The 23,739-nt window shown below is 73.5% G+C and carries 21 protein-coding genes; 10 read left to right on the top strand and 11 right to left on the bottom strand.

What is annotated here, in order from left to right; all coding sequences use genetic code 11:
- Positions 1–243: 243 nt before the first annotated feature.
- The 4 genes from OG982_RS03480 to OG982_RS03495 all read left to right on the top strand — a co-directional run bounded on the left by OG982_RS03480 (position 244) and on the right by OG982_RS03495 (position 4,444).
- On the top strand, positions 244–1,479 hold the full coding sequence (locus tag OG982_RS03480) for an LLM class flavin-dependent oxidoreductase (protein WP_266789824.1): 1,236 nt from the start codon (positions 244–246) through the stop codon (positions 1,477–1,479).
- A 19-nt stretch (positions 1,480–1,498) separates the two neighbouring features.
- A complete protein-coding gene (locus tag OG982_RS03485; RefSeq protein WP_266789822.1) occupies positions 1,499–2,869 on the top strand; it encodes an NtaA/DmoA family FMN-dependent monooxygenase in 1,371 nt (456 codons plus the stop codon).
- Positions 2,870–2,883: 14 nt separating this feature from the next.
- Positions 2,884–4,023, top strand: a complete 1,140-nt coding sequence (locus OG982_RS03490; protein WP_266789820.1) for an LLM class flavin-dependent oxidoreductase — start codon at positions 2,884–2,886, stop codon at positions 4,021–4,023.
- Between the two features lie 118 nt (positions 4,024–4,141).
- The gene (locus tag OG982_RS03495) at positions 4,142–4,444 is read left to right on the top strand and encodes a WhiB family transcriptional regulator (RefSeq protein ID WP_266789818.1); all 303 of its coding nucleotides are present in this window, start codon (positions 4,142–4,144) and stop codon (positions 4,442–4,444) included.
- Here OG982_RS03495 and OG982_RS03500 read toward each other — a convergent pair.
- Genes OG982_RS03500 through OG982_RS03510 form a run of 3 tightly spaced genes read right to left on the bottom strand, consistent with a single transcriptional unit; the run spans position 4,441 to position 6,931 of the window.
- Positions 4,441–4,956: a hypothetical protein gene (locus OG982_RS03500; protein WP_266947917.1), complete on the bottom strand. Its 516-nt coding sequence runs from the start codon at positions 4,954–4,956 to the stop codon at positions 4,441–4,443. The two genes, OG982_RS03495 and OG982_RS03500, sit on opposite strands and share 4 nt — an antisense overlap.
- 39 nt (positions 4,957–4,995) lie before the next feature.
- Positions 4,996–5,451 (bottom strand): Lrp/AsnC family transcriptional regulator, encoded by a 456-nt coding sequence (locus tag OG982_RS03505; protein ID WP_030027017.1) that lies wholly within the window; start codon positions 5,449–5,451, stop codon positions 4,996–4,998.
- Between the two features lie 10 nt (positions 5,452–5,461).
- Entirely contained in the window at positions 5,462–6,931 is a 1,470-nt protein-coding gene (locus OG982_RS03510; RefSeq protein WP_266789814.1) for an amino acid permease, read from the bottom strand.
- A 587-nt stretch (positions 6,932–7,518) separates the two neighbouring features.
- Between OG982_RS03510 and OG982_RS03515 the strand changes: the two genes are divergently transcribed.
- From OG982_RS03515 to OG982_RS03525, 3 genes are all read left to right on the top strand, one after another.
- Positions 7,519–8,484 carry a GDSL-type esterase/lipase family protein gene (locus OG982_RS03515; RefSeq protein ID WP_266792240.1) on the top strand — a complete coding sequence of 322 codons (966 nt, stop codon included), beginning with the start codon at positions 7,519–7,521 and terminating at the stop codon, positions 8,482–8,484.
- Positions 8,485–8,600: 116 nt separating this feature from the next.
- The gene (locus OG982_RS03520; protein WP_266789812.1) at positions 8,601–9,548 is read left to right on the top strand and encodes an SCO0930 family lipoprotein; all 948 of its coding nucleotides are present in this window, start codon (positions 8,601–8,603) and stop codon (positions 9,546–9,548) included.
- Positions 9,549–9,721: 173 nt separating this feature from the next.
- On the top strand, positions 9,722–10,588 hold the full coding sequence (locus OG982_RS03525) for a LytTR family DNA-binding domain-containing protein (RefSeq protein WP_266789810.1): 867 nt from the start codon (positions 9,722–9,724) through the stop codon (positions 10,586–10,588).
- 115 nt (positions 10,589–10,703) lie between these two features.
- Here the strand turns inward: OG982_RS03525 and OG982_RS03530 are convergent, their stop codons facing one another.
- The gene (locus OG982_RS03530) at positions 10,704–11,879 is read right to left on the bottom strand and encodes an alpha/beta hydrolase (RefSeq protein WP_266789808.1); all 1,176 of its coding nucleotides are present in this window, start codon (positions 11,877–11,879) and stop codon (positions 10,704–10,706) included.
- Positions 11,880–12,118: 239 nt separating this feature from the next.
- On the opposite strand from OG982_RS03530, the gene OG982_RS03535 reads away from it, so the two are divergent.
- The 3 genes from OG982_RS03535 (at position 12,119) to OG982_RS03545 (ending at position 15,549) form a co-directional block, all read left to right on the top strand.
- On the top strand, positions 12,119–12,394 hold the full coding sequence (locus OG982_RS03535; RefSeq protein WP_266789806.1) for a hypothetical protein: 276 nt from the start codon (positions 12,119–12,121) through the stop codon (positions 12,392–12,394).
- Positions 12,395–12,499: 105 nt separating this feature from the next.
- On the top strand, positions 12,500–14,317 hold the full coding sequence (locus OG982_RS03540) for a cation acetate symporter (RefSeq protein WP_266947918.1): 1,818 nt from the start codon (positions 12,500–12,502) through the stop codon (positions 14,315–14,317).
- Complete coding sequence (locus OG982_RS03545; protein WP_266947919.1) at positions 14,314–15,549, top strand: sensor histidine kinase; 1,236 nt, start codon at positions 14,314–14,316, stop codon at positions 15,547–15,549. The genes OG982_RS03540 and OG982_RS03545 overlap by 4 nt, the downstream gene beginning before the upstream one ends.
- A 115-nt stretch (positions 15,550–15,664) precedes the next feature.
- Here the strand turns inward: OG982_RS03545 and OG982_RS03550 are convergent, their stop codons facing one another.
- The 7 genes from OG982_RS03550 to OG982_RS03580 all read right to left on the bottom strand — a co-directional run bounded on the left by OG982_RS03550 (position 15,665) and on the right by OG982_RS03580 (position 23,719).
- The gene (locus OG982_RS03550) at positions 15,665–17,107 is read right to left on the bottom strand and encodes a GuaB1 family IMP dehydrogenase-related protein (RefSeq protein WP_266789802.1); all 1,443 of its coding nucleotides are present in this window, start codon (positions 17,105–17,107) and stop codon (positions 15,665–15,667) included.
- Between the two features lie 146 nt (positions 17,108–17,253).
- The gene (locus OG982_RS03555) at positions 17,254–18,417 is read right to left on the bottom strand and encodes an XdhC family protein (protein ID WP_266789800.1); all 1,164 of its coding nucleotides are present in this window, start codon (positions 18,415–18,417) and stop codon (positions 17,254–17,256) included.
- Entirely contained in the window at positions 18,417–19,727 is a 1,311-nt protein-coding gene (locus OG982_RS03560; RefSeq protein ID WP_266789798.1) for a transposase, read from the bottom strand. The genes OG982_RS03555 and OG982_RS03560 overlap by 1 nt, the downstream gene beginning before the upstream one ends.
- A gap of 72 nt (positions 19,728–19,799) precedes the next feature.
- A complete protein-coding gene (locus tag OG982_RS03565) occupies positions 19,800–20,447 on the bottom strand; it encodes a TMEM175 family protein (protein ID WP_266947921.1) in 648 nt (215 codons plus the stop codon).
- An 81-nt stretch (positions 20,448–20,528) separates the two neighbouring features.
- Positions 20,529–20,870: a nuclear transport factor 2 family protein gene (locus OG982_RS03570; protein ID WP_048477838.1), complete on the bottom strand. Its 342-nt coding sequence runs from the start codon at positions 20,868–20,870 to the stop codon at positions 20,529–20,531.
- A gap of 15 nt (positions 20,871–20,885) precedes the next feature.
- A complete protein-coding gene (locus tag OG982_RS03575; RefSeq protein WP_266947922.1) occupies positions 20,886–22,442 on the bottom strand; it encodes an ATP-binding protein in 1,557 nt (518 codons plus the stop codon).
- Positions 22,439–23,719: an MFS transporter gene (locus OG982_RS03580; RefSeq protein WP_266789791.1), complete on the bottom strand. Its 1,281-nt coding sequence runs from the start codon at positions 23,717–23,719 to the stop codon at positions 22,439–22,441. Before OG982_RS03580 ends, OG982_RS03575 begins: the two co-directional genes overlap by 4 nt.
- Positions 23,720–23,739 lie beyond the last annotated feature (20 nt).

Raw genomic sequence — 23,739 nt, forward strand, 5'->3', positions numbered from 1 at the left:
GCCGGGGCCGAGGACGGCGGAGGTGGTGGGCGTGGACACGCAGCGTGGCAGCGCCGCACGCCCCGTCCTCCGTCCCGCGCTCCGACCCGCCTTCCGGCCCGTCCGGCTGTTCTCGCGGGCCCACATCGACCTCGTGAGGGTCGCCGCCTCGCTCTGTCTTTCCTGACCGCTCCCGCGTACCCGCCCCAGCGTCCTGTCGACGCCGGCGGTCCTCCACGCCCGCTCAGGAAAGGCGGCACCGCCATGCCCTCCCCCTCCTCCTCCCCCGCCCTCCACCTGGCCGTCGCGCTCGACGGCGCCGGCTGGCACCCGGCCGCCTGGCGCGAACCGGGCGCGGCGCCGGACCGGTTGTTCACCGCCGCGCACTGGGCGCCGCTCGTCGCCGAGGCCGAGGCGGGCCTGCTGGACTTCGTCACGTTCGAGGACTCCCTCGCCCTCCAGTCCACGCATCCCACCGAGTCCGACGGCCGCACCGACCAGGTGCGCGGACGCCTCGACGCCGTGCTCCTCGCCGCCCGGCTGGCGCCGCTGACCCGGCACATCGGGCTGGTGCCGAGCGTGGTCGCCACACACACCGAGCCGTTCCACGTCTCCAAGGCCGTGGCCACCCTCGACCACGTCAGCCGAGGGCGCGCCGGCCTGCGGATCCGGATCTCCCAACGGGACGACGAGGCACGGCACTTCGGCCGCCGTAAGCCCGACGAGGGCCGCGCCGCACTGCTCGACGAGGCGGCCGACCACATCGAGGTGGTCCGGCGGCTGTGGGACAGCTGGGAGGACGACGCGGAGATCCGGGACGTGGCCACCGGCCGCTTCGTCGACCGCGCGAAACTGCACTACGCCGACTTCGAGGGGCGGCACTTCAGCGTCAGGGGGCCCTCGATCACGCCCCGGCCACCGCAGGGCCAGCCCCTGGTGACCGCCCTCGCCGCCGACAGCGGCGCGTACCCGCTGCTCGCGCGGGCCGCCGACCTCGGGTACGTGACCCCGAGGGACGCCGACGAGGTCCGCGTCGCCGTCGCGGGCATCCGCGGCGCGCGGGAGGCGGCCGGACTGGGCGGCGGACAACCCCTGCACGTCTTCGGCGAGTTGACGGTCTTCCTCGGGGACACCCAGACGGCCGCCGCGCGCCGGCTCCAGAGGCTGGACGCCGCGCACGGGTCGGCGTACACGAGCGACGCCCCCGTGTTCACGGGCACGCCCGCGCGCCTCGCGGACCTGCTGCTGGAGTGGCGGGCGGCCGGGCTGACCGGGTTCCGGCTGCGGCCCGGCACGCACGCGCACGACCTCCCGGCGATCACCCGGGGCCTGGTTCCGGAGCTGCGGCGGCGGGGCGTCTTCCGGCGGTCGTACGAGGCCGCCTCGCTGCGCGGCCTGCTCGGGCTCCCGCGGCCGGGGAACCGGTACGCCGCCCCGGCCCCCGGCCCCGCTCCCGTTCCCGGCCCCGCCCCCGCCGCCGTTCCCACCGCCCGCGCCTGATCCGGAAGGACCGGTCACGATGAGCAAGCCGCTCAAACAAATTCACCTCGCGGCGCACTTCCCCGGGGTCAACAACACCACCGTGTGGAGCGACCCGGCCGCCGGCAGCCACATCGAGTTCGCCTCGTTCGCCCACTTCGCGGCGACAGCCGAGCGGGCCAAGTTCGACTTCCTCTTCCTCGCCGAGGGCCTGCGCCTGCGCGAACAGGGTGGGCGGATCCACGACTTGGACGTGGTGGGCCGGCCCGACACCTTCACCGTGCTGGCCGCGCTCGCCGCCGTCACCGAACACCTCGGGCTGACCGGCACGATCAGCTCCACCTTCAACGAGCCCTACGAGGTGGCCCGCCAGTTCGCCACCCTCGACCACCTCTCGGACGGCCGCGCCGCCTGGAACGTGGTCACCTCCTGGGACGCCTTCACCGGCGAGAACTTCCGGCGCGGCGGCTTCCTGCCGCGCGAGGAGCGGTACGCGCGGGCCCGGGAGTTCCTGGCCACCGCGCACGAGCTCTTCGACTCCTGGGACGGCGGGGAGATCCTGGCCGACCAGGCGTCGGGCGTGTTCCTGCGGGACGCGGGCGCGGGCGCCTTCGCGCACCGGGGCCCGCACTTCGACATCGCCGGCCACTTCAACGTGCCCCGCAGCCCCCAGGGCCGCCCGGTGATCTTCCAAGCGGGCGATTCCGAGGAGGGCCGGGAGTTCGCCGCGGCCGACGCCGACGCCGTCTTCAGCAGGTACGCCACCCTGGAGGCCGGCCGGGCCTTCTACGCCGACGTCAAGGGCCGGCTCGCCCGGTACGGCCGCACCCCGGACCAGCTGAAGATCCTGCCGGCGGCCACCTTCGTACTCGGTGACACGGACGCCGAGGCGCGGGAGCTGGCCCACGAGGTGCGGCTGAAGCAGGTCAGCGGGGCCACCGCGATCAAGTACCTGGAGCACGTCTGGAACCGGGACCTGTCCGGCTACGACCCGGACGGCCCGCTGCCGGACATCGACCCCGACCCCGGGGAGAACACGATCGCCCTCGGGCGGGCCAGCGTGCGCCAGTTCCGCGACCCGTTCGCGGTGGCCCGGCAGTGGCGGGAGCTGGCCGCCGCCGGGAACCTGTCCATCCGGGAGCTGGTGATCGAGACCACCGGCCGGCAGACCTTCGTCGGCTCCCCCGCCACCGTCGCGGAGTCGATCGACCACCTCGTCCAGGCGGACGCCGCCGACGGGTTCATCCTCGTCCCGCACCTCACGCCCGGCGGGCTCGACGCCTTCGCGGACACCGTCGTCCCGCTGCTCCAGGAGCGCGGCGTCTTCCGCCGCGCATACACGGGGCGCACACTGCGCGACCACCTCGGGCTGGCGGCCGCGGCCCGGCCCGTCGCCCACTCCCACCGCTGAGGAGCAGCCCGACCATGCCCGGAACACCGCTCGGGGTCCTGGACCTCGTACCGATCTCGTCCGGTTCCACCGCCGCCGACGCCCTGCGGGGCAGCATCGACCTCGCCCGCCAGGCGGAACGGCTCGGCTACGCCCGCTACTGGGTCGCCGAGCACCACCTGAACCCGGGTGTGGCCGGGAGCTCCCCGGCCGTCGTGCTGGCGCTGACCGCCTCGGCCACCTCGACGATCCGGATCGGCTCCGGCGCCGTCCAGCTGGGCCACCGGACCGCGCTGTCCGCGGTGGAGGAGTTCGGGCTGATCGACGCCCTGCACCCGGGGCGGCTCGATCTGGGCCTGGGCCGCTCGGCGGGCCGCCCGCCGCAGCGCACCGGGCCGCCGCCGCGGGAGCGGCCCGCGCCCGAGGGCGGGTACACGACGGACAACGGCCTGCGCATCCCGCCGCCGTTCTCCTTCTCCCACCTGCTCGGGCATCCCCGGGTCGTCCTCCAGCAGCAGTTGCTGAACCTGCCCGGGGCCCGGCCACAGGACTACGCCGAGCAGGTGGGCGACGTACTGGCCCTGCTGCGCGGGGAGTACCGGTCGGCGCAGGGGGTGGCGGCGCGGGCCGTCCCCGGCGAGGGGGCCGACGTACAGGTGTGGGTCCTGGGCAGCAGCGGCGGGGTGAGCGCGCAGACGGCCGGGGAGAACGGGCTGCGGTTCGCGGCGAACTACCACGTGAGCCCGGCGAGCGTGCTGGAGGCGGCGCGGGGCTACCGGGCGGCGTTCAAACCGTCCGCCGGGCTGGACCGGCCGTACCTGACGGTCTCCGCCGACGTGGTGGTGGCCCCCGACGACGCGACGGCGCGGGAGCTGGCCGCCGGGTACGCGCCGTGGGTGCACAGCATCCGTACGGCGCAGGGCGCGATCCCGTTCCCCACGCCGGCCGAGGCTCGCGCGCTGACCGGGTCGTGGACGGCGGCGGACCACGCGCTGGTCGCGGACCGGGTGGAGACGCAGTTCGTCGGCTCGCCGGGGACGGTGGCCGACCATCTGGAGCGGCTGCGGGACGCCACCGGGGCCGACGAGCTGCTGATCACGACGATCACGCACGACCACGCCGACCGGGTCCGCTCGTACCGGCTGCTGGCGGAGGAGTGGGCCCGCCGGCAGTGACGGCCGGGCGGCGGGTTGCGGGTGGCCGGGCCGCGGGCGGTAGGCGGCAGGCGGGTTTCAGGGAGCGGGGAGCGGTCAGACGCGGAGGGAGAAACCGCATCCCAGGAAAGGACCTGCCATGACCGACGTCTCCCGCCTGCCCGGACCCGCCGCGCACCACTGGCAGTGGCAACTGCGCGCGGCCTGCCGGGACCTGGGGCCGGGACCGTTCTTCCATCCCGCCGGCGAGCGGGGCGAGGACCGGGAGGAACGGGACGAGGCCGCGAAGCGGGTCTGCGCCGGCTGCCCGGTGCGGGCGCGATGCCTGGAGCACGCGCTGCGCACCCGCGAGTCGTTCGGCGTCTGGGGCGGGCTGACCGAGGAGGAACGCCGCCCGCTCCTCGTCCCGGCCGCCCGCCCCGTGCCGGCGGGCCGGCGCTAGGCGTCCTCCGCCTGCGCCAGGCCCGCCGCGCGGGCCGAGGCCCGCACCCGGCGGGCCAGGTCGGCCGGCGGCTCGCCGGGCGAGGCCGCCCACGCGTCAAGGACCCGTACGAACTCCTCGTGCGCGGCCTCGGGCTCCAGTACGGTGGCCAGCCATGCCTGGTGGCCGCTCAGCGCGGCCGCCGGCAGCGCCCCGGCGCGGGCGAAGAGCAGCACGTTGGCCCGGTGGTGGCCGGCGTCCACGGGCAGTTCGTGGTCCCGCTCGGCGGTGCGGGCGAGCCCGTAGGCCCGGGCGGCGGCGCGGCGGTGCGGGCCGCTCAGCCGGTGTCCCACCGTGTCCCAGAACCACGGCAGGTGGGCGGGCGGCAGCTGCCGCGCACGCCGCTCCAGCCCGTCGAGGAAGCGCCCGGGCTTGCCGTACGCCCCGGGCAGGCCCCGGGCGACCTCGGCGAGGAGCTCCCGCACGGCGGGCTCGGCGCCGGGGTCGTACGCCCTGACCCAGTCGGGGTACACCGTCGAGGTGGCGGGGTCGATGCGTCTACTCGGGGGCGTCTACGCGGGGGCGCCGGAGGTGAAGCGGCGCAGGAGCGGCGAGAGGACCAGGACCGACTTGGTGCGCTCCACGAAGGGCTCGCCGGCGATCCGTTCCAGGACCCGCTCGAAGTGCCTCATGTCGGAGGCGAAGATCTGGACGAGGGCGTCCGCGTCGCCGGTGACGGTCGACGCGGACACCACCTCGGGGTACCGCTCCAACCCCCGCCGGATGTCGTCCGGCGAGGTGTTGTGGCGACAGTAGATCTCGATGAAGCCCTCGGTCTCCCAGCCCATCGCGGCGGGGTCGACGCGCACGGTGAAACCGGTGATGGCTCCCTCGGCCCGCAGCCGGTCCACGCGTCGCTTCACGGCGGGGGCCGAGAGCCCGACCTCGGAGCCGATGTCCGCGTAGGAGCGGCGGGCATCCTCGGCGAGGGCGTGCACGATGCGTTCGTCGAGATCGTTCAGTCGCACTGCGGGTGGATCACTTTTCTGCTGTGGCCACCTCTGCCGTGGCCAGTCGGGAGCGGCGGACGCCGTACAGGAAGTAGAACACGAGGCCCACGATCATCCAGCCACCGAAGACCATCCACGTGGCCGAATCGAGCTCGAACATCATGTAGCCGCAGGCGATGGCGCCCAGGATCGGAGTCACCGGGAAGAGTGCCACCTTGAAGGTGCGCGGCATGTCCGGGCGGGTCCTGCGCAGGATGATGACGGCGACGTTGACGAGGCCGAAGGCGAACAGGGTGCCGATGCTGGTGGCGTCGGCGAGCTTGCCCAGCGGGATGAAGGCCGCGAGGACGCCGCAGAACAGGGAGACGATCACGACGTTGGTGCGCGGGGCGCCGGTCTTCTCGTCGACCTTGGCGAAGACCTTGGGGACCAGGCCGTCGCGGGACATCGCGAAGAGGATGCGGGTCTGGCCGTAAAGGACGGCGAAGACGACGGAGAAGATCGCGATGACGGCGCCGGCGGCGAGAACGACGCCCCAGACGCTGTTGCCGGTGACGTCGGTCATGATCTGGGCGAGCGCGGCCTCGGTGCCCTCGAAGTCCTGCCACGGCATGGCGCCGACGGCGACGAAGGCGACGAGCACGTAGAGGGCGGTGACGATCGCCAGCGAGAGCATGATCGCGCGCGGCAGGTCCTTCTTCGGGTTCTTGGCTTCCTCACCGGCGGTGGAGGCGGCGTCGAAGCCGATGTAGGAGAAGAAGAGGGTGGAGGCGGCGGCGCTGATGCCGGTGACGCCCAGCGGGGCCAGCGGGGTGTAGTTGCCGGCCTTGATGCCCATGACACCGATGCCGATGAAGAGCAGCAGGGTGACGATCTTCACCGCGACCATGATCGAGTTGACCGTGGCGCTCTCCTTGGCGCCGCGCATCAGGAAGACCATGGAGAGCAGGACGACGACCAGGGCCGGCAGGTTGATGAACCCGCCCTCGCCCAGCGGCGCGGAGACCGCCTCGGGGACGGTGATGCCTATGGTGCCGTCGAGGAGCTCGTTGAGGTACTGGCCCCAGCCGACGGCGACGGCCGCGACGGAGACGGCGTACTCCAGGACCAGGCACCAGCCGCAGATCCAGGCGATGAGCTCGCCCATGGTGGCGTACGCGTACGAGTACGAGGAGCCGGAGACCGGGACGGAGCCGGCCAGCTCGGCGTAGGAGAGGGCCGAGAACAGGGCGGTCAGGCCCGCGAGGATGAAGGAGATCGTCACGGCGGGGCCGGCCTTGGGGGTGGCGGTGCCGAGGACGACGAAGATTCCGGTGCCCAGGGTGGCGCCGATGCTGATCATCGTCAGCTGCCACATGGTGAGCGAGCGGCGCAGCGAGCCGCCCTCACCCTGGCCGCCCTCGGCGACCATCTGCTCGACCGGCTTGCGGCGCAGCAAAGGGTTCACAGGCTTGCGGGGCTCGGCGGAGAGCGGTGGCGCCTGGCCGGTTTCGAGCACGGGGGGTCTCCTTTGACACTGCGGGTGGGGATAAGGCGTCGACCGCAGCGGTCCTGAGCAGGAGCAGGCGCGCGAAAGGCGCGCCTGGGCATGGGGGACCGCCGAGCAGGCGGTCCACGCCACTCCACGTACAGCGAGTGAGCCTACGAGCTGAGTGATACCGCCCGTAATGCACCATCCTTGCACATTGCCGAACGATCGTTGCGCGGATCTGTCCCAGATGGCCCTTTGTTGCGCGCGGATGATCGATCACTGCGCGGGCACACTCGGCTCACCTTTCTTGACAGTTCGTCAGATCTGTCGCAGCGTGCCGTGGGCCCGAGCGGGGTACGGGTGAACGCGGCGGCCCGGGGAGCGGTGCGGTTCCCGTATCCGACGAGCGGAGGCGATGCGTGAGACCAGTGAGCGGCGCGGACGGACGGGGCGACAGGCGAGAACCGGGCGGCGCGGCGGAGCCGGGCGGACCGGGCGGCGTCGGCGGAGGGGGCGGAGCGGGCGGAGGGGGCGGAGCGGGCGAGGTCGGCGGACCGGGCGAGGTCGGCGGACCGGGCGGCGTCGGCGAGCGGTGGCAGGACCCGGCGCCGTTCCTGCGCGGGATCGCCTGGCTCGACCGCGGGCGCCCCGTGCGCGCGGACCCGGCCGACACCATGCGGCTGCCCTGGGACACCGGCGAGCGGGCCACCCTGCCGATCGGCGTCCGCCTGGAGTTCACCACCGAGACGGCCCGCGCCCTGGAGATCCGCTACCGGGCCACCGTGCCCGGCCCCACCGACGCGCTGCGCGACCTCGCGCACGGCTTCGCCCTGTGGAACCGGCACGGCCGGCTCACCGAGGTGTACACCGAACCGGCCGCCGAGGCCGTCGTCCGCATCGAACTCCCGTCACAGCGCGGCCCGTTCACCGTCCACCCGCCCGAGAACCAGGGCCCCTTGATCCTCGGCCTGCGCGGCATCGGCGGCCCCGTCGCCCCGGCCCCGGCCGCCCCGCGCTGGGTGGTGCACGGGGACTCCATCACCGAGGGCTGGTGGTCCACCCGACCCGCCCACGGCTGGCCCGCCGTCACCGGCCGGGCGCTCGGCTGGGACACCGTCAACCTCGGCTACGCGGGCGCCGCGCGCGGGGAGCTCGCCACCGCCGAGCAGCTCGCCGGACTCCCCGCCGACGTCCTCACGCTCGCCTTCGGCACCAACTGCTGGTCCCGCGTGCCCCATTCGGCCCCCCTGCTGTACGAGACCACGCGCGCGTTCCTCGACCTGCTGCGCCAGGGTCACCCCCGGACCCCGGTGCTGCTCGTCTCGCCCGTGCTGCGCCCGGACGCCGAACGGACCCCCAACAAGCTCGGCGCCACCCTGGGCGCGCTGCGCGACGCCATGGAGCGCGCCGCCCGCGACCGGATCGCCGCCGGGGACTCGTACCTCGCCCTGCTCCCGGGGCGTGACCTGCTGGGTCCCGAGCACCTGGCGGACGGGCTGCACCCCAACGACTCCGGACACCAGGTCCTCGGCCTCGCTGTGGTCACGGCCCTGCGCCGGGCCGGGTTCGACGGCGTGTGAGTGAGACAGCACACAACGGCCGCGCTGAACGATCCGGCCCCCTCGTCCCGTGTCCTGCATGAAGTTGGCGCGGCCCCGGTCGCGGCACGAGAGACACCACCACGGGAGAGATCACGATGGGCATCAAGCGCGGAACCACCCTGGCGGCCGTGGCAGTTGTCGTCGCCCTCACGGCGACGGCCTGCGGCGGGGACGACACCAAGGCGGCGGACGCCGCACAGCCCGTCGCGGCCGCCTCCTCGCAGTCGAAGGCGGGCGAGTACGGCGACGCGAACGCGGCGGGCAACGCCGCCAACGCCGCCGCCAAGACCGGCGCCGGGCAGCTGGCGATCGCCGACAACGAGAAGGTCGGATCCTTCCTCGCCGACAGCGAGGGGCGCACCCTCTACCGCTTCGACAAGGACACCGCGAAGCCCCCGAAGTCGAACTGCGAGGGCGACTGCGAGAAGACCTGGCCCGTGGTCGCGGCCGGCGACGTCACCGCCGCCGCAGGCATGGACGCGTCGCTGCTCGGCGAGGTCGTCCGCAGCGACGGCACCAAGCAGCTGACGGTGGCCGGCTGGCCCGCGTACCGCTACGCCAAGGACGAGAAGGCCGGCGACGTGAACGGCCAGGGCGTCGGCGGCGTCTGGTTCGCGCTCGCGCCCGACGGCAAGAAGGCCGCGAAGGCGGCCGCCCCGGCTGCCCCGGAGGCTCCCGCCAAGGGCCAGGAGGGCGCCCTGACCGTCGCCAAGGACCCGAAGCTCGGCGACCACGTCGTCGACGGCAAGGGCATGACCGTCTACCGCTTCAAGCCGGACACCGCCTGGCCGATGGTCTCCAAGTGCACCGGCGACTGCCTGGCCAAGTGGCCCGTGGTGGCCCCGCAGGACAAGGGCGAGGGCATCATCGAGAAGAACTACCTGGTGCTCGACCGCCCGGACGGCAAGAAGCAGCAGACGGTCAACTGCTGGCCCGTCTACACCTTCACCGGTGACAAGAAGCCCGGCGACGTCAACGGCCAGGGTGTCGGCGGCACCTGGTACGCCGTCGCCCCCGACGGCAAGCTCATCACCGCCAAGTAGCCGTCCGTGAGGCCGGCCGGCCCCCTCGCCGGCCGGCCTCCGGACTCGCCCCGCCCGCCCGGCCACCCGCCGGGCGCTCCCCCACGCCCGACCGCGCGGCCCTCGCCCTACCTCCCCCGGGGCGGGGGCCGCGCACCGTTTCGCCTTGTCGGCGCACTCCCTACACTCCACCCATGCTGCGCGTACTGGCCGTCGACGACGAGAAGCCGCTCCTCGAGGAGCTCCTCTACCTGCTGCGCTCCGATCCCCGGGTGCACACCGCCGAGGGGGCCTCGGACGCCACCGAGGCACTGCGCCGGATCACCCGCGCGCTGGAGAGCGGCCCCGACGGGGCCGACGGCATCGACGTGGTCTTCCTCGACATCCACATGGCGGGGCTGACCGGACTGGACATCGCCCGGCTGCTGGCCGGGTTCGCGCGGCCGCCGCTGATCGTGTTCGTCACCGCCCACGAGGGTTTCGCCGTCCAGGCCTTCGACCTCAAGGCCGTGGACTACGTACTCAAACCGGTCCGCCCGGAGCGGCTGGCCGAGGCCGTCCGGCGGGCCTGCGTACAGCTGGGCGGGCCCGCCGAGGCGCCCGCCGCCGCGGCCGGGCCGCCGCCCGCGGTACGGAGCCGGCCGGCGCCGGCCGCACCGCCGCTACCGGCGCAGCCGGCGCCGCAGCTGCCCCGCCCCGTCCCCGAGGTCACCGTCGCCGACCGGACCGCCGACCAGATCGCCGTCGAACTCGGTGGGGTCACCCGGTTCGTGGCGATCGCCGACATCGCGTACGTGGAGGCCCAGGGCGACTACGCCCGCCTGCACACCGACGAGGGCAGCCACCTGGTCCGGATCCCGCTGTCCACGCTGGAGCAGCGCTGGGCGGCGCGCGGGTTCGTCCGGATCCACCGGCGCCACCTGGTGGCGCTGGGGCGGATCGACGAGCTGCGACTGGACGCGGGCACCACCAGCGTCCGGGTCGGGGCGGCGGAGCTCCAGGTCAGCCGCCGCCACGCGCGCGAGCTTCGGGACCTGCTGATGCGGCACGCCACGGGCTGACCGGCCGCCGCGCCGCCGCCGCCCCGTTCCGGCCGCCCCGTTCCGGCCGCCCGGCGGTGGTCGGAGCCGGCGCTCTCGGGGGTGTCCGGCATGCGCGTGAGCTCCTCGGGCCGGTTCAACCGCCGCGGTGGAACAGGACTTCCGGGTCGGACGCCGCCGGACCGTCCAGGCGCGGGGCCGCGGTCCCGCGCAGGTGCAGGCCGAAGAAGTCGCCGACGTACGCCCGCGTGATCTGCTGGGAGCGGGTGCCCGACAGCGGGGTCTCGGGATGCGAGTAGCCCACCTGGTCGCCGAGTACGGGCCAGTCGGTGAACGCGGGGTGGCCCGCTCCCGTCACGGTCAGCCAGCGCTTCCAGCCGTCGAGGCGGGGCCAGCTGTCCTCCCAGGAGGTGTCGGGGAAGTCCGGCGGCAGCAGGGCCGGGTCCCCGGCGAGCATCAGGAAGGGGCGGCCGCCGAGGCCGGCCTCGGGTATCGGGGTGAAGAAGGTGCCGTCCATGTTGACCCCGGCGTCCACGCGCGGGTCCGCGGCCATGGTGGCGGAGGCCGCGGCGCCGCCGATGGAGTGGCCGGCCATGCCGATGTACCGGGCGTCGATCAGCCGGGAGTACCGCCACGCGGAGCGCGGGCCGGTGAGCCGGTCCAGGAGGAAGGTGACGTCGCGGGCCCGGCCGTCGGAGACCCGGTGCAGCGACCCGTCGGGGAACACCTGCTCGCACGCCTTGCAGCTGAGCAGCCGGCCGCCGGGGAAGACGCTGCCGTCCGACTCGTACGCGTGGTCCACCGCGGCCACGACGTAGCCGCGGCTGGCGAGGTCCTCCGCCAGGGTGGTCAGCGAGGAACGCGGCATCGTGAAGCCGGGCGAGAGCACGATCAGCGGGTAGCCGCGCGGGGCGGGCCGGGGCAGTGCGCCGGCCCGGGAGTGCGTGCGGGTGGCCGCGACGCGCTCGGGCGTGACGTGGTCGCCGAGCTGTCCCCGGTCGGTCAGCAGCGCCTTGGCCTCGGCGGCGGCCATGTAGGGGGCGGGAGTTCCGGTGTGCGCGAGGGCCGGGTAGTACAGCGAGAGCAGCAGCTCCCGGTCGGCGGTCGGCACCCAGGGGTCCTTGCGGTCCCGGTCCACCAGGTGGAGGGTGTCGCGGCCGACCGCCAAGGCGCCGGTGGGGCGCGGGAGTTCGAGTCTGGTGGCCTCGCCGGCCGGGGCGCCCGCCGCCGAGGCGGGGGTCGCGAGGGTGCCGGGCGCGGCGAGGGCCAGGCCGGCCGCCACGGCCGTGAGCACGCGGATGATCTTCTTCATGACCGCATCCTAGCCTCAACTTAGGCAAGGCTTACCTAAATTGGCCACATGTGGCGGAACCCGGCCGCGCGAGGCCCCGGACCGACCGTCCGCCGTGCGGAGGATGCCGTTCGTCGCGCCGGGAGGGGCGTACGGCGATCCGGCGCCGCCGTCGGCCGCAGCGGTCGGAGGAACGATCCGCCACCGCCCCGCCCCACGCGTATCGTGGATCTTCCGGCCCGGACGGAGCAGGGGGTGCCATGTCCGAGATCCAGGCGCTGCTCGACGCCCTGAACGGACTCGCCCGCACCCGCGCCGCCGGACCCGCGGAGGCCGAGGAACTGCTGGCCCGGCTGCGCAGCGCGGCCGCGCGCTGGGCCGACGTGCTGTACGAGGCGCACGAGGGCGTCCGGGCGGAACTGCCGCCCCGCGCCGAGGCGGCCCTGACCCTGGCCTTCCGGCGCGCGGAGGAGTCGTACGTGGAGCTGGAGATCGCGCTGCGCGACTGCGCCGAGCACCGGGACCCCGCGATCTGAGGCCCCGCGCGGCCCGGACAGACGTGCCGGATCACGCCTGTTGCCCGGTCCGGAGCCGTGCGTAGACTCCGGTCACCCCGCTCCCCCGCCGAAGGACCGACGCCCGTGAACCAGACGTACGCGCTGACCGCGGTCACCGTCGTCGTCCTGGTCACGGTGCTGGTCGGGGCGCTCGGCCTGCGGATATCCCGCACCACCTCCGACTTCTACGTCGCCTCGCGCACCGTCGGCCCGCGCCTCAACGCGGCGGCCATCAGCGGGGAGTACCTGTCGGCGGCCTCCTTCCTCGGCATCGCGGGGCTGGTGCTGCTCCAAGGGCCGCAGATGCTCTGGTATCCGGTCGGCTACACCGCCGGATACCTGGTGCTGCTGGTGCTCGTGGCGGCCCCGCTGCGGCGCTCGGGCGCGTACACGCTGCCCGATTTCGCCGAGGCGCGGCTGGAATCGCAGGCGGTGCGGCGGATCGCGGTGCTCTTCGTGATCGGCGTCGGCTGGCTCTACCTGCTGCCGCAACTGCAAGGAGCCGGGTTGACGCTGGCGATCTTGACCGGGGCCCCGCACTGGGTCGGCGGGGTGGTCGTCGCCGCGGTGGTGACGGTGGCGGTGGCCGCCGGCGGGATGCGCTCGATCACCTTCGTCCAGGCCTTCCAGTACTGGCTGAAACTCACCGCCCTGCTGGTGCCGGCGTTCTTCCTGATCGGGGCCTGGGCCGGGGACGGCGCGCCGCGCGCCCGGTTCGACGCCCCGGCGGTCTTCCGCGAGCACACCGCCGTCACCCTCGCCGACGACGTCCGCCTCACCTTCGACGAGCCGCTCACCCTGACGGTGACGGGGCAGGTGGACGGCCGGTCGTACGACGGCAGCGAGCCGCTGGCCCTGTCCGCCGGGCAGCACGCGGTACGGGCGCCCGCGCGGCTGGAGTTCACCCCGGGCAGCCCCGTCCCGGAGTCCCGGGCGGAGGCGGGGATGGGGGTGTCCAGCTGGTCCGAGCCGCTGTCCGGGGACCGGCCGGAGTTCCGGCTGTACGCGACGTACGGGCTGATCCTGGCCACCTTCCTCGGCACCATGGGGCTCCCGCACGTGGCGGTGCGGTTCTACACGAGCCCGAACGGCAGGGCCGCCCGGCGGACGACGCTGGTGGTGCTGGGGCTGGTCGGCGTCTTCTACCTGCTGCCGCCGGTCTACGGGGCCCTCGGCCGGATCTACGCCCCCGAGCTGGCGCTGACCGGCACGGCGGACGCGGCGGTGCTGGTGCTGCCGGAGCGGATGGTGGGCGGGTTGCCCGGCGACCTGTTGGGCGCGCTGCTGGCAGGGGGCGCCTTCGCGGCGTTCCTGTCGACGGCCTCGGGGCTGACGATGGCGGTCGCCGGGGTGCTGCACCAGGACGTCCTGCCGACGCGGGGGGTGCGCAGCTTCCGGGTCGCGGCGCTGGTGGCGATGCTCGTACCGCTGGGCGGCAGTGTGGCGGCCACCGACGTGCCGGTGGCGGACGCGGTGGGGCTGGCGTTCGCGGTGTCGGCCTCCTCGTTCTGCCCGCTGCTGGTGCTGGGGATCTGGTGGCGCGGGCTGACGCCGCCGGGGGCGGTGGCCGGGCTGGTCACGGGCGGCGGGGCGGCGCTGAGCGCGGTGCTGGCGACGCGGGCGGGGCTGCCGCCGGCGGGCTGGCCGCACACGCTGCTGGCGTGGCCGGCGGTGTGGTCGGTGCCGCTGGGGTTCCTCACGATGGTGCTGGTGTCGCTGGCCACGCGGTCGCGGATCCCGGCCGGGACGGCGGTGACGCTGGCCCGGCTGCACCTGCCGGAGGCGCTGTACCCGCCGGAGGCGGGGGCGGGGGCGGGGACGGGGACGGGCGCCGGGGCGGGGTCGGGCGCCCGGGCCGGCACGGGCTCGGGCGCCGCCGCGCGCGCGGGCGGTGCTCCATGACCGGAGCGGTGCTCTCGGTACTGGCAGTGGCCGGCGCCGCCCTGCTGTTGGGGCTGGGCTGGGCGGCCGGTCGCCGGCAGGCCCGGCGCGGCGAACGGACCGCCGCGCCGGACCTCGGGACGCCCGTGGAGCTGGCCACCTTCCACACCCTGCACACCGCCTCACTGGCCGCGCCCCCGCTGCGCGCCGGGCTGACCGAGGACACCGCTCGCAAGGCCGCCCGGCGGCTGCGCTCGCTGCTCGGCACCGAGGCCCTGTGCCTCACGGACCGGGAGGCGGTGCTGGCCTGGGACGGCCCGGGCGCCGACCACCACCAGCGGCGGGTGATGGCCCGGGTGGCGGTGATGCTGGAGTCCGGGCGGAGCCAGAGCGTGCGCACCGAGTGCCAGCGCCCCGACTGCCCGCTGAAATGGGCCGTGTTCGCCCCGCTCACCGGCGAGGACGGGGTGCTGGGCGCCCTGGTGGCGTACGGGTCGCGCGAGTCGGCGGTGCTCGTGCGGGCCGCGACCGAGGTGGCGCGCTGGGTCTCCGTACAGCTGGAGCTCTCGGAGCTGGACCGGTCGCGGACCCGGCTGATGGAGGCGGAGATCAAGGCGCTGCGGGCGCAGATCTCCCCACACTTCATCTTCAACTCCCTCGCCGCGATCGCCTCGTTCGTGCGGACCGACCCGGAGCGGGCCCGGGAGCTGCTGCTGGAGTTCGCGGACTTCACCCGCTACTCCTTCCGGCGGCACGGCGAATTCACCACGCTCGCCGAGGAGTTGCGCTCCATCGAGCAGTACCTGGCGCTGGCCGGGGCCCGGTTCGGGGACCGGCTGAAGGTGACCTTGCAGGTGGCGCCGGAGGTGCTCCCGGTGGCTCTGCCCTTCCTGTGCCTGCAGCCGCTGGTGGAGAACGCGGTCAAGCACGGGCTGGAGGACTCCACCCAGGAGTGCCGCATCGCGATCAGCGCCCGGGACGCGGGCTCCGAGGCGGTGATCGCCATCGAGGACAACGGGGTCGGGATGGACCCGGCCCTGCTGCGCCGGATCCTGGCCGGGGAGCGGGCGGGCTCCTCGTCCGGCATCGGACTGCCGAACGTGGACGAGCGGATCCGCCAGGTGTACGGCGACGCGTACGGGATGGTCATCGAGACGGCCCTCGGCGCCGGCATGAAGATCACCGTACGCATCCCCAAATACCGCGCGGGCGTACACAGCTCACCCCCGGGCCAGCGCCTCCCTCCGCCCTGAACCTCCGGCCCCGCCCCGCTCCATCTGCCCCCGCCCGGGACGCGCCAGGCCCGGGACGCGCCTGGGCCCCGGCACCGTCCGGGGATGGACGGGGCCGGGGCCCAGGGGAAGTGGACTAGCTCCAGCTGGCGTGCAGCGGCTTGCCCTCCGCGTAGCCGGCGGCGGACTGGACACCCACGACCGCCTTCTCCTCGAACTCCGCGAGGGAACCCGCACCCGCGTAGGTGCAGGACGAGCGGACGCCCGCGATGATCGAGTCGATCAGGTCCTCGACGCCCGGACGCGTCGGGTCCAGGAACATCCGCGAGGTGGAGATGCCCTCCTCGAACAGCCCCTTGCGGGCCCGGTCGTACGCCGACTCCTCCGACGTCCGGTTCTGCACCGCGCGCGCGGACGCCATGCCGAAGGACTCCTTGTACAGGCGGCCGTCGGCGGTCTGCTGGAGGTCGCCCGGGGACTCGTACGTACCCGCGAACCAGGAGCCGATCATGACGTTGGACGCGCCGGCCGCGAGGGCCATCGCCACGTCGCGCGGGTGGCGCACGCCACCGTCGGCCCACACGTGCTTGCCGTACTTCTTCGCCTCCGCCGCGCACTCCAGCACCGCGGAGAACTGCGGGCGGCCCACGCCGGTCATCATGCGGGTCGTGCACATCGCGCCGGGGCCGACACCGACCTTGATGATGTCCGCGCCGGCGTCGATCAGGTCCTTGACGCCCTCCGCCGCGACGATGTTGCCCGCCACGATCGGAACCTGCGGGTCCAGCGCCCGGACGGCCTTGATCGCGTTGATCATCGACTCCTGGTGGCCGTGCGCGGTGTCGATGACGAGCGTGTCCACGCCCGCGTCGAGCAGCTGCTTGGCCTTCTGCACGAAGTCACCGTTGATGCCGACGGCGGCGGCGATGCGCAGCCCGCCCTTGGCGTCCACGGCCGGCGCGTACAGCGTCGCGCGCAGCGCGCCCTTGCGGGTCAGGATGCCGACGAGCCGGCCGTCCTTGTCCACGGCCGGGGCCAGCTTGCGGTGGCCGGCGTCGAGCCGGTTGAACGCCTCGCGCGGGTCGATGTCGGCGTCGATGAGCAGCAGCTCCTTCGACATGACCTCGGAGAGCTGGGTGAAGCGGTCCACGCCGGTCAGGTCGTGGTCGGTGACGACACCGACCGGTCGGTTGTCGGCGTCGACGACGACACCGGCGCCGTGCGCGCGCTTGGGCAGCAGCGACAGGGCGTCGGCGACGGTCTGGGTGGGCGCCAGCGTGATCGGGGTGTCGAGCACGTGGTGGCGGGTCTTCACCCAGGAGATGACGTCGGTGACGATCTCGATCGGGATGTCCTGAGGGATGACGACGATGCCACCGCGGCGGGCGACGGTCTCGGCCATCCGGCGGCCCGCGATGGCGGTCATGTTCGCCACGACGAGCGGAATGGTGGTGCCGGTGCCGTCGGGCGAGGAGAGGTCGACGCCCTGGCGGGAACCCACCGCGGAGCGGCTCGGCACCATGAACACATCGTCGTACGTCAGGTCGTACGGCGGCTTCTGGTCATTGAGGAAACGCACGTGCAGAACATCCCAGTCGAGTCGGAGGATCCCGTCATACCCAGCAGGGCAGCCGAGGAAAACGCACGTACTTCATTCTCCCACGTCCGGGCGTTTACCACGCCCGGGTAGATCGTCCAGGACATAACGGGCCGTGTGGTTCTTTCCTACGGGACTTTGGTCCCGAAAGGGGCGCCGGTCGCGCCGACCCGCCGGTGCACGGGTCCCGAGAGCGCCGCCAGAGGGAGCACCGAGCCGCCGTGCCGGGCGGCGGTGAACTCCGCGGCGATGGACAGGGCCGTCTCCTCGGGGGTGCCGCCGCCCAGGTCCAGGCCGATGGGCGAGCGCAGCCGGGCCAGCTCGTCGGCCGTGACGCCCTCGTCCCGCAGCCGCGCGGCCCGCTCCTCGTGGGTGCGCCGCGATCCCATGGCCCCGATGTACCCGAGGGGCAGCCGCAGCGCCAGGGCCAGCAGCGGTACGTCGAACTTCGCGTCGTGGGTCAGGACGCAGACGGCGGTACGGGCGTCCAGCCGGCCCGCCTCCCACTCGGCGGCCAGGTGCCGGTGCGGCCAGTCGACGATCACCTCGTCGGCGTCGGGGAAGCGGGCCGGGGTGGTGAACACGGGCCGGGCGTCGCAGACGGTGACCCGGTGTCCGAGGAAGGCCCCGATGCGGGCCAGGGCGGAGGCGAAGTCGATGGCGCCGTAGACGATCAGCCGGGGCGGCTCGGCGGCGGATTCGACGAGCAGGGTGAGCGGCTGCCCGCAGAGCCCGCCGGCCGTGCCGAGCTCGGCGGTCCCGGTCCGGCCGGCCAGCAGCAGCGCGCGGGCCTGCCGGGCGGCTGCCCGGTCGAGCTCCGCGCTCCCGCCCAGGCAGCCCTCGTAGGAGCCGTCGGGGTGGACGGCGAGGGCGCGGCCGAGCTGCTGGGGCGGCCCGGTGACGACGCGGGCGAACGCGGCCTTGGCCCCGCCGAGCGCGGCGTCGAGCACCGCGCCCAGCACGGGCCGCACCTGGTCTTGCCCGCGGACCGGGGTGACGAGGACGTCGAGGACTCCCCCGCAGGTCAGCCCGACGGCGAAGGCGTCGTCGTCGCTGTATCCGAAGCGGTGCACGCCGCTCTCCCCGGACGCGATCGCGTCGAGGCAGATCTCGTGCACGGCGGACTCCACGCAGCCCCCGGAGAGGGAGCCGAGCGCGGTGCCGCCGGCGTCGACGGCCAGCGAGGCGCCGGGGCCGCGTGGTGCGCTGCCGCTGACGGCCACCACGGTGGCCAGCGCGAATTCCCGCTGGGCGGCGCACCACGCGCGTAGCTCCCCGGCGATGTCGAGCATCAGCGGATGTACTCGCGGCGCGGGCTCTGTCCGGGCAGGCGGGGTGCCTGCCCGGGTATGAGCGGTCTCGGCGGTCTCGGCGGCAGCACGGACGGCCCCGCGGTCCGGGCGGGTGCGCCCGGGTAGGCGAGCGGGCCCGGGTCGGGGCTGTGGCCCCGGGTGCCGAGCAGCATGGCGGCGTGGGCCACGCTGGCGAGGGTGGCGTGGTGGTGCCAGCCGCGGAACGAGCGGCCCTCGAAGTCGCGGATCCCCACGGGTTCGCAGGTCTCGGAGAAGTCGAGGGAGACGCGGTCGGTGAGCTTGGCGAGCAGGAAGAGCTGGGCCAGCGGGCGGTCACCGATGTTGGTGATCCAGAACTCGGACGGCAGCATCGCGGCCTCGGTCCAGGCGCCCACCAGGAGCAGCGGGGTCGGCGGCGCGGGGACCGGCCGGTCCTCGCAGGGGGTGGCGAGGATGGCGGCCGAGGTCAGCAGGGTCACCGCTCCCTCGGTGCGGCCGTGGCGGGTCCATTCGACGACGCGGCGCTGGGAGCGCAGGGAGTCGATGAGTTCCCGGGCGGGCGCGGTGTGCGGGCCGGGTTTGTGGCGGCCGGCGCCGCCGAAGGAGACGGGCAGGGTGCCGTCGACCTTGAAGACGAAGGGGATGTCCTGGAGCGCGAACGACTCGATGCAGTGCGGGAGATCGCTGTTGGCCACCTCCATCACGACGGGCCGGCGCTGGAGTTGCCAGCTGGCGGCCATGCGCTGGACGGCGTGCACCGCGTCCTGGGCGGGGGTCAGGGAGCGGGCGGTGTCGGGGATGCCGGCCCGCCGCCTGCGCAGCAGTTCACTGGTCCAGGGCCCGGGGAGGGTGAGGGTCCATTCGACCGGGAAGCTGGCCTCGCTGGAGGCGAGCCAGATCCCGCTGGCCTGCTGGCAGTTGGCGGTGCGGCCGAGCTGGGGGACGAACTGCCGGCCGACGCCCACCGACCGGTCGCCGGCCTTCTCGATGACCATGGGCTGGATGACCCAGGCCAGCGGGCGCTGCGCGGTGCGTTCGAGGTGCTGAGCGAGGGACCGGCGTACGGGGGTCCAGTCCCACGGGGATTTGCTGATGAACTGCTGGAGGCTCTGCTCTACGGAACTGGCCCCTGTTCCGGCGATGTTTCGGATTGTTTTCTTCCCGGTCGTCTTCACGAGACCGTTCAGATATACGCGGGCCCAGTTTCGCTGGTCCCGCCGGGGTAAGGATTCGAAGAAGAGCGAGATCAGTACGTCGATCAAATCGGAGATTTCCTTCGTGGAATCCTCCGGCAGAACTACGCGAGCCATCTGGGCCTCCCCCGCGACCAGCTAGATCCAATACCCTACTTGACCGCGGAGAACGGCCGTAGGCCACGGCGGCTACTTCCTGAGGTCGCTGGCAGTTTCGAGCCGCTCTTCCTCTACCACGAGGGGGATGGGGATCTGGTTCGCCGCATAGTAGAGCGCGATCAGGAAGTGCGCGACAAGTGTGAGCGGTGCGGAGACGAAGGCCAGGAGCACGGTCAAGGGGTAGGCGATGGCCCCGAGACCGAAGCGCACCCTGGTGGCGCGGGCGCCGACCTTGTCCACCTTTTCGTGGAAGAGGTGGCCGACCCGGGTCACGTACCACCAGAAGGCCAGGAATGCCAGGGCGTAGGCCACGGTGACGGCGCTGTAGAGGACCGCGGCCGCGTTGGCGGAGCCGCCTTCCTCCATGAGGTGTTCGGCGAGCACATTGGTGGTGTACGGAATCACCGATACCACCATCAGCACCATGAGATTCAGGAACAACAGCGGCCTGTCCACCCGCTTGAGGTGACTGAAGATGGTGTGGTGGTTCACCCACATGACGCCGATGATGAGGAAACTCACCACGTAGGCGGCGTAATGCGGCCACTGTTCCCGGACGCCGTGCCAGAAGGCGGATCCGGTTTCTTCCGGAACCTTTAGCTCCAGGACGAGAATCGTGATGATGATGGCGAATACGCCGTCACTGAATGCCTCGACCCGCCCGGTTTCGCGTTCCATGACCTCCCCTTTGCCATTCATGTGCACATACGGGGAGGGCGTTCCCCGCCCTCCCCGCACACGCTACCCAGGTTTCGGCCGTCAGCCGCCAAAGCCCGCCGTCTGGCGCCAGATTCGGCCATCGCGGACGACGAGTGTCCCGAACGCGTGCTCCGGTTCACCGTTGAGGTTCATGATCGCCCGATAGAAGATCGTGTCGTCGGTCTCGATGTACTCCTGGAGTTCGACCAGGGTCGGCTTCACCGTGAGGTAGCCGGTGAACGTCTCACGGACGGCCTCGATGCCGACGGACGCCCCCTCGAAGCGGAGCAGCACGGCGTCGTCGGTGTAGTTCTTCATCACCGCCTCGATGTCCAGGGCGGCCAGGGCGTCCATCTGGCGGACGAACACCGGGTGCAGTTTCGAGATGTCGTACTTGGCCATGTCGACTCCATTCCTTCACGTGGTGGCGGAGCTGCGGGTGGAGCTGGTGGTGGCGTTGGTGGAGCTGGTCGCGGTCGCCGCGTCACCCTCCTGACCAGGGAGGTCGTCCTCGATGGCACAGGCCGGCGCGTTCCCGGCGAAGGGCAGCCGGACGACCATCCGGGTCTCGCCCGGCCGGGAGCGGGCCGCGATCGACCCGTGGTGGCGCTGGGTCACGATCCGGTAGCTGAGGTGCAGCCCCAGACCCGTGCCCTTCCCGACGTCCTTGGTCGTGTAGAAGGGCTCGAAGATCCGCGGCAGGGAGTCCTCGGGGATGCCCCGGCCGGTGTCGGTGATCTCGACGACCATGCAGACGCCCTCGGCCCGGACGCGTAGCGTGAGTACGCCGGATCCCTCCATGGCCTCGGCGGCGTTGTCGACCAGGTTGGTCCACACCTGGTTCAACTCGCTTGGATAGCCCGTCAGTTCGGGCAGGTCGGGCTCGTACATCCGTACGATGCTGATGCCCGCGAGCTTCGCACGCAGCACGACCAGCGTGTTCTCCAGCCCGTCGGTCACCGAGAAGGTCTGCTCGGGGGCGCGGTCGAGATTGGCGTAATCCCGGGTGGCCGCCACCAGTTGGGAGATGCGCGGGCCGGCCGCGCGGAGCTCGGCCGCCAGCGACCTGGTCTCCAGCAGCGCCGCCAGATGGTCCAGGGCGGCGGGCAGGGCCGCCTCGCCGACGCCCTCCAGCCGCTCCAGCAGCCAGCCCAGCTCCAGCCCGAGGTCCGAGATCCCCGAGCCGAGCAGCCCGGCGCGCTCGGCGCCCGCCTCCTGCGCCCAGTCGGCGATCTCCTCCTCCGCGTCGGCCTGGGCGAGCGGATCGGTGATCTCCGGCGGCGGCAGCTTGTCCAGCTCCTCGGCCAGCCGGTCCAGGACGGAGCGCTCCGCGCCCGAGGCCGCCGCGCCCCAGGCGTACCCGGTCCGGGTCAGCCGCTCCAGGGCGGGCGCCAGCTCCTGCGCGGCCCGGGCCACGGCGGCGGCCGGGTTGTTCAGCTCGTGGGCCAGCCCGGCGGCGAGCGTGCCGAGCGCCTCCACGGTGGCCCGTTTGCGGGCCTGCACCTCGGAGGACTTGATCCGCCAGGCCAGGACCGGGATCAGCACCGCGGCCACCCCGTGGCAGCGGGTCAGCATCTCGAAGAACACCGGCCTCGGGTACGCGACCACGGTCGTCGCCGGCCCGCTGGCGGCGGCGGTCGCCACGTAGGCGCCGTCCGTCAGCAGCGGCAACTCCCCGGTGAAGCGGTGCGCGGCGGAGGGTTTCCCGTCGTGCTCCTCGGCGGCCGCGCTCTCCTCCTCGGTGGAGTGCCGGGTGAGCACCTCCTCGCGGCCGTCGACGACCTTGGTGACGACGAGGCCCCCGGAGAGCAGGACGTGGAAGCCGCTCGCCTCCTCGCCGTCGCGGAAGAGGACCTCCCCGTCACCGAGGACCCGGGGCTCGGAGACGGAGACCAGCCAGTCCAGCTGGTCCTCGGAGAGCCCCTCGAAGATCTCCAGCCCGCGCAGGGCCGCGCGCAGCTCCGGCTCGCTCATGCCGTCCTCCCCTCGGCCCGGGTCCGGGCGGCCAGTCGCAGGGTCACCAGCAGGGCCAGCGCGCACACCGCGGCGACGGCGGCCATGAAGCCGACCGAGGTGCGGTGCAGCCCGTGGATGTTGGTCAGCATTCCGGCGAGCACCGCCGGCACGCTCATCGCCAGGTACGCGAACACGTAGACGGCCGCGGTCAGTTCGCCCCGGTGCGCCGGGTCGGCGAGGGCGCTCAGCGCCCGGAAGGAGCCGAGGAAGGCCGCGCCCCAGCCGCTGCCGAGGACGGCGGTGGCCACCAGGAACAGGGCGGCGGAACCGGTGCCGAGCGCGAGCAGCACCAGCCCCAGCCCGGCGAGCAGCCCGAGCAGGCCGATGACGGCGGTGCGCAGCGCCTCCGTACCGCCCAGCAGCAGCTGGGCGACGGTGGCGGCGCCGGCGAGCAGGGCCACGGTGGCCCCGCCGACGAGGTAGTTGGTGCTCTGGAGCAGGGAGAGCACCAGGTGCGGGCCGAGCGAGAGGTAGAAGCCGCCCACGGACCAGACGGCGACGATGGTCAGCACGAGGACGGCGAACCGGCCGCGCGAGGCCGCCGGGATCCGGATCCGGTGCGGTACGACGCGGAAGCCGCCGCCCGCGCCGGGAGCGCTCTCACCCATCCGCGCGACGCCGACCAGGGTGACCGCGAAGGCCCCGATCAGCAGCAGGTAGCTCAGCACGGTCGGCGCGGGCGCGTACTGGACGAGCAGCCCGGCCCCGATGCCGCCGAGCCCGATGCCGATGGTCGGCCCGGCGCTGTTGACCTGGGCACCGAGCGCGGGCCGCGAGCGCGGGGTGAGTTCCAGCAGGGCCGCGCCCATGGCCCCGGTGGCGAGGCCCACCGCCAGGCCCTGGACGGCGCGGGCGGCGAGCAGCAGCCCGAGCCCCTGGGCGCCGGCGAACAGCCCCATGGAGACGATGGCCAGGACCAGGCCGGCGCCGAGTACGGGGCGCCGGCCCAGGGTGTCCGACAGGGAGCCGAAGAGCAGGAGTCCGGCCAGCACGGTGACGGCGTAGAGGGCGAAGACCACCGTGATGGTGCCGGAGGACAGGCCCCACTTCTCCTGGTAGAGCACGTAGAGGGCGGAGGGTACGGACGAGGAGAGCATCAACAGGACCAGTACGGCGCCCACCACCCAGAAGCCGGAGCCTCTCGGTGTACGGGCCGCGCGGGCGGCCGGGTCCAAGGTCCCCCCCGTCGTGGTCGTCGTCGGCGTGGTCAGCGTCGATGTCTGGTCGGGTTCCACTGGTTCAACTCCCCCGTGGT

The sequence above is a fragment of the Streptomyces sp. NBC_01551 genome (genome assembly GCF_026339935.1).
GTDB lineage: Bacteria > Actinomycetota > Actinomycetes > Streptomycetales > Streptomycetaceae > Streptomyces.

Coding starts and splice junctions, on each gene's coding strand:
- OG982_RS03480 (WP_266789824.1), top strand. CDS start 244: ATGCCCTCCCCCTCCTCCTCCCCCGCCCTCCACCTGGCCGTCGCGCTC.
- OG982_RS03485 (WP_266789822.1), top strand. CDS start 1,499: ATGAGCAAGCCGCTCAAACAAATTCACCTCGCGGCGCACTTCCCCGGG.
- OG982_RS03490 (WP_266789820.1), top strand. CDS start 2,884: ATGCCCGGAACACCGCTCGGGGTCCTGGACCTCGTACCGATCTCGTCC.
- OG982_RS03495 (WP_266789818.1), top strand. CDS start 4,142: ATGACCGACGTCTCCCGCCTGCCCGGACCCGCCGCGCACCACTGGCAG.
- OG982_RS03520 (WP_266789812.1), top strand. CDS start 8,601: ATGGGCATCAAGCGCGGAACCACCCTGGCGGCCGTGGCAGTTGTCGTC.
- OG982_RS03525 (WP_266789810.1), top strand. CDS start 9,722: ATGCTGCGCGTACTGGCCGTCGACGACGAGAAGCCGCTCCTCGAGGAG.
- OG982_RS03530 (WP_266789808.1), bottom strand. CDS start 11,879: ATGAAGAAGATCATCCGCGTGCTCACGGCCGTGGCGGCCGGCCTGGCC.
- OG982_RS03535 (WP_266789806.1), top strand. CDS start 12,119: ATGTCCGAGATCCAGGCGCTGCTCGACGCCCTGAACGGACTCGCCCGC.
- OG982_RS03545 (WP_266947919.1), top strand. CDS start 14,314: ATGACCGGAGCGGTGCTCTCGGTACTGGCAGTGGCCGGCGCCGCCCTG.
- OG982_RS03555 (WP_266789800.1), bottom strand. CDS start 18,417: ATGCTCGACATCGCCGGGGAGCTACGCGCGTGGTGCGCCGCCCAGCGG.
- OG982_RS03560 (WP_266789798.1), bottom strand. CDS start 19,727: ATGGCTCGCGTAGTTCTGCCGGAGGATTCCACGAAGGAAATCTCCGAT.
- OG982_RS03565 (WP_266947921.1), bottom strand. CDS start 20,447: ATGGAACGCGAAACCGGGCGGGTCGAGGCATTCAGTGACGGCGTATTC.
- OG982_RS03570 (WP_048477838.1), bottom strand. CDS start 20,870: ATGGCCAAGTACGACATCTCGAAACTGCACCCGGTGTTCGTCCGCCAG.
- OG982_RS03575 (WP_266947922.1), bottom strand. CDS start 22,442: ATGAGCGAGCCGGAGCTGCGCGCGGCCCTGCGCGGGCTGGAGATCTTC.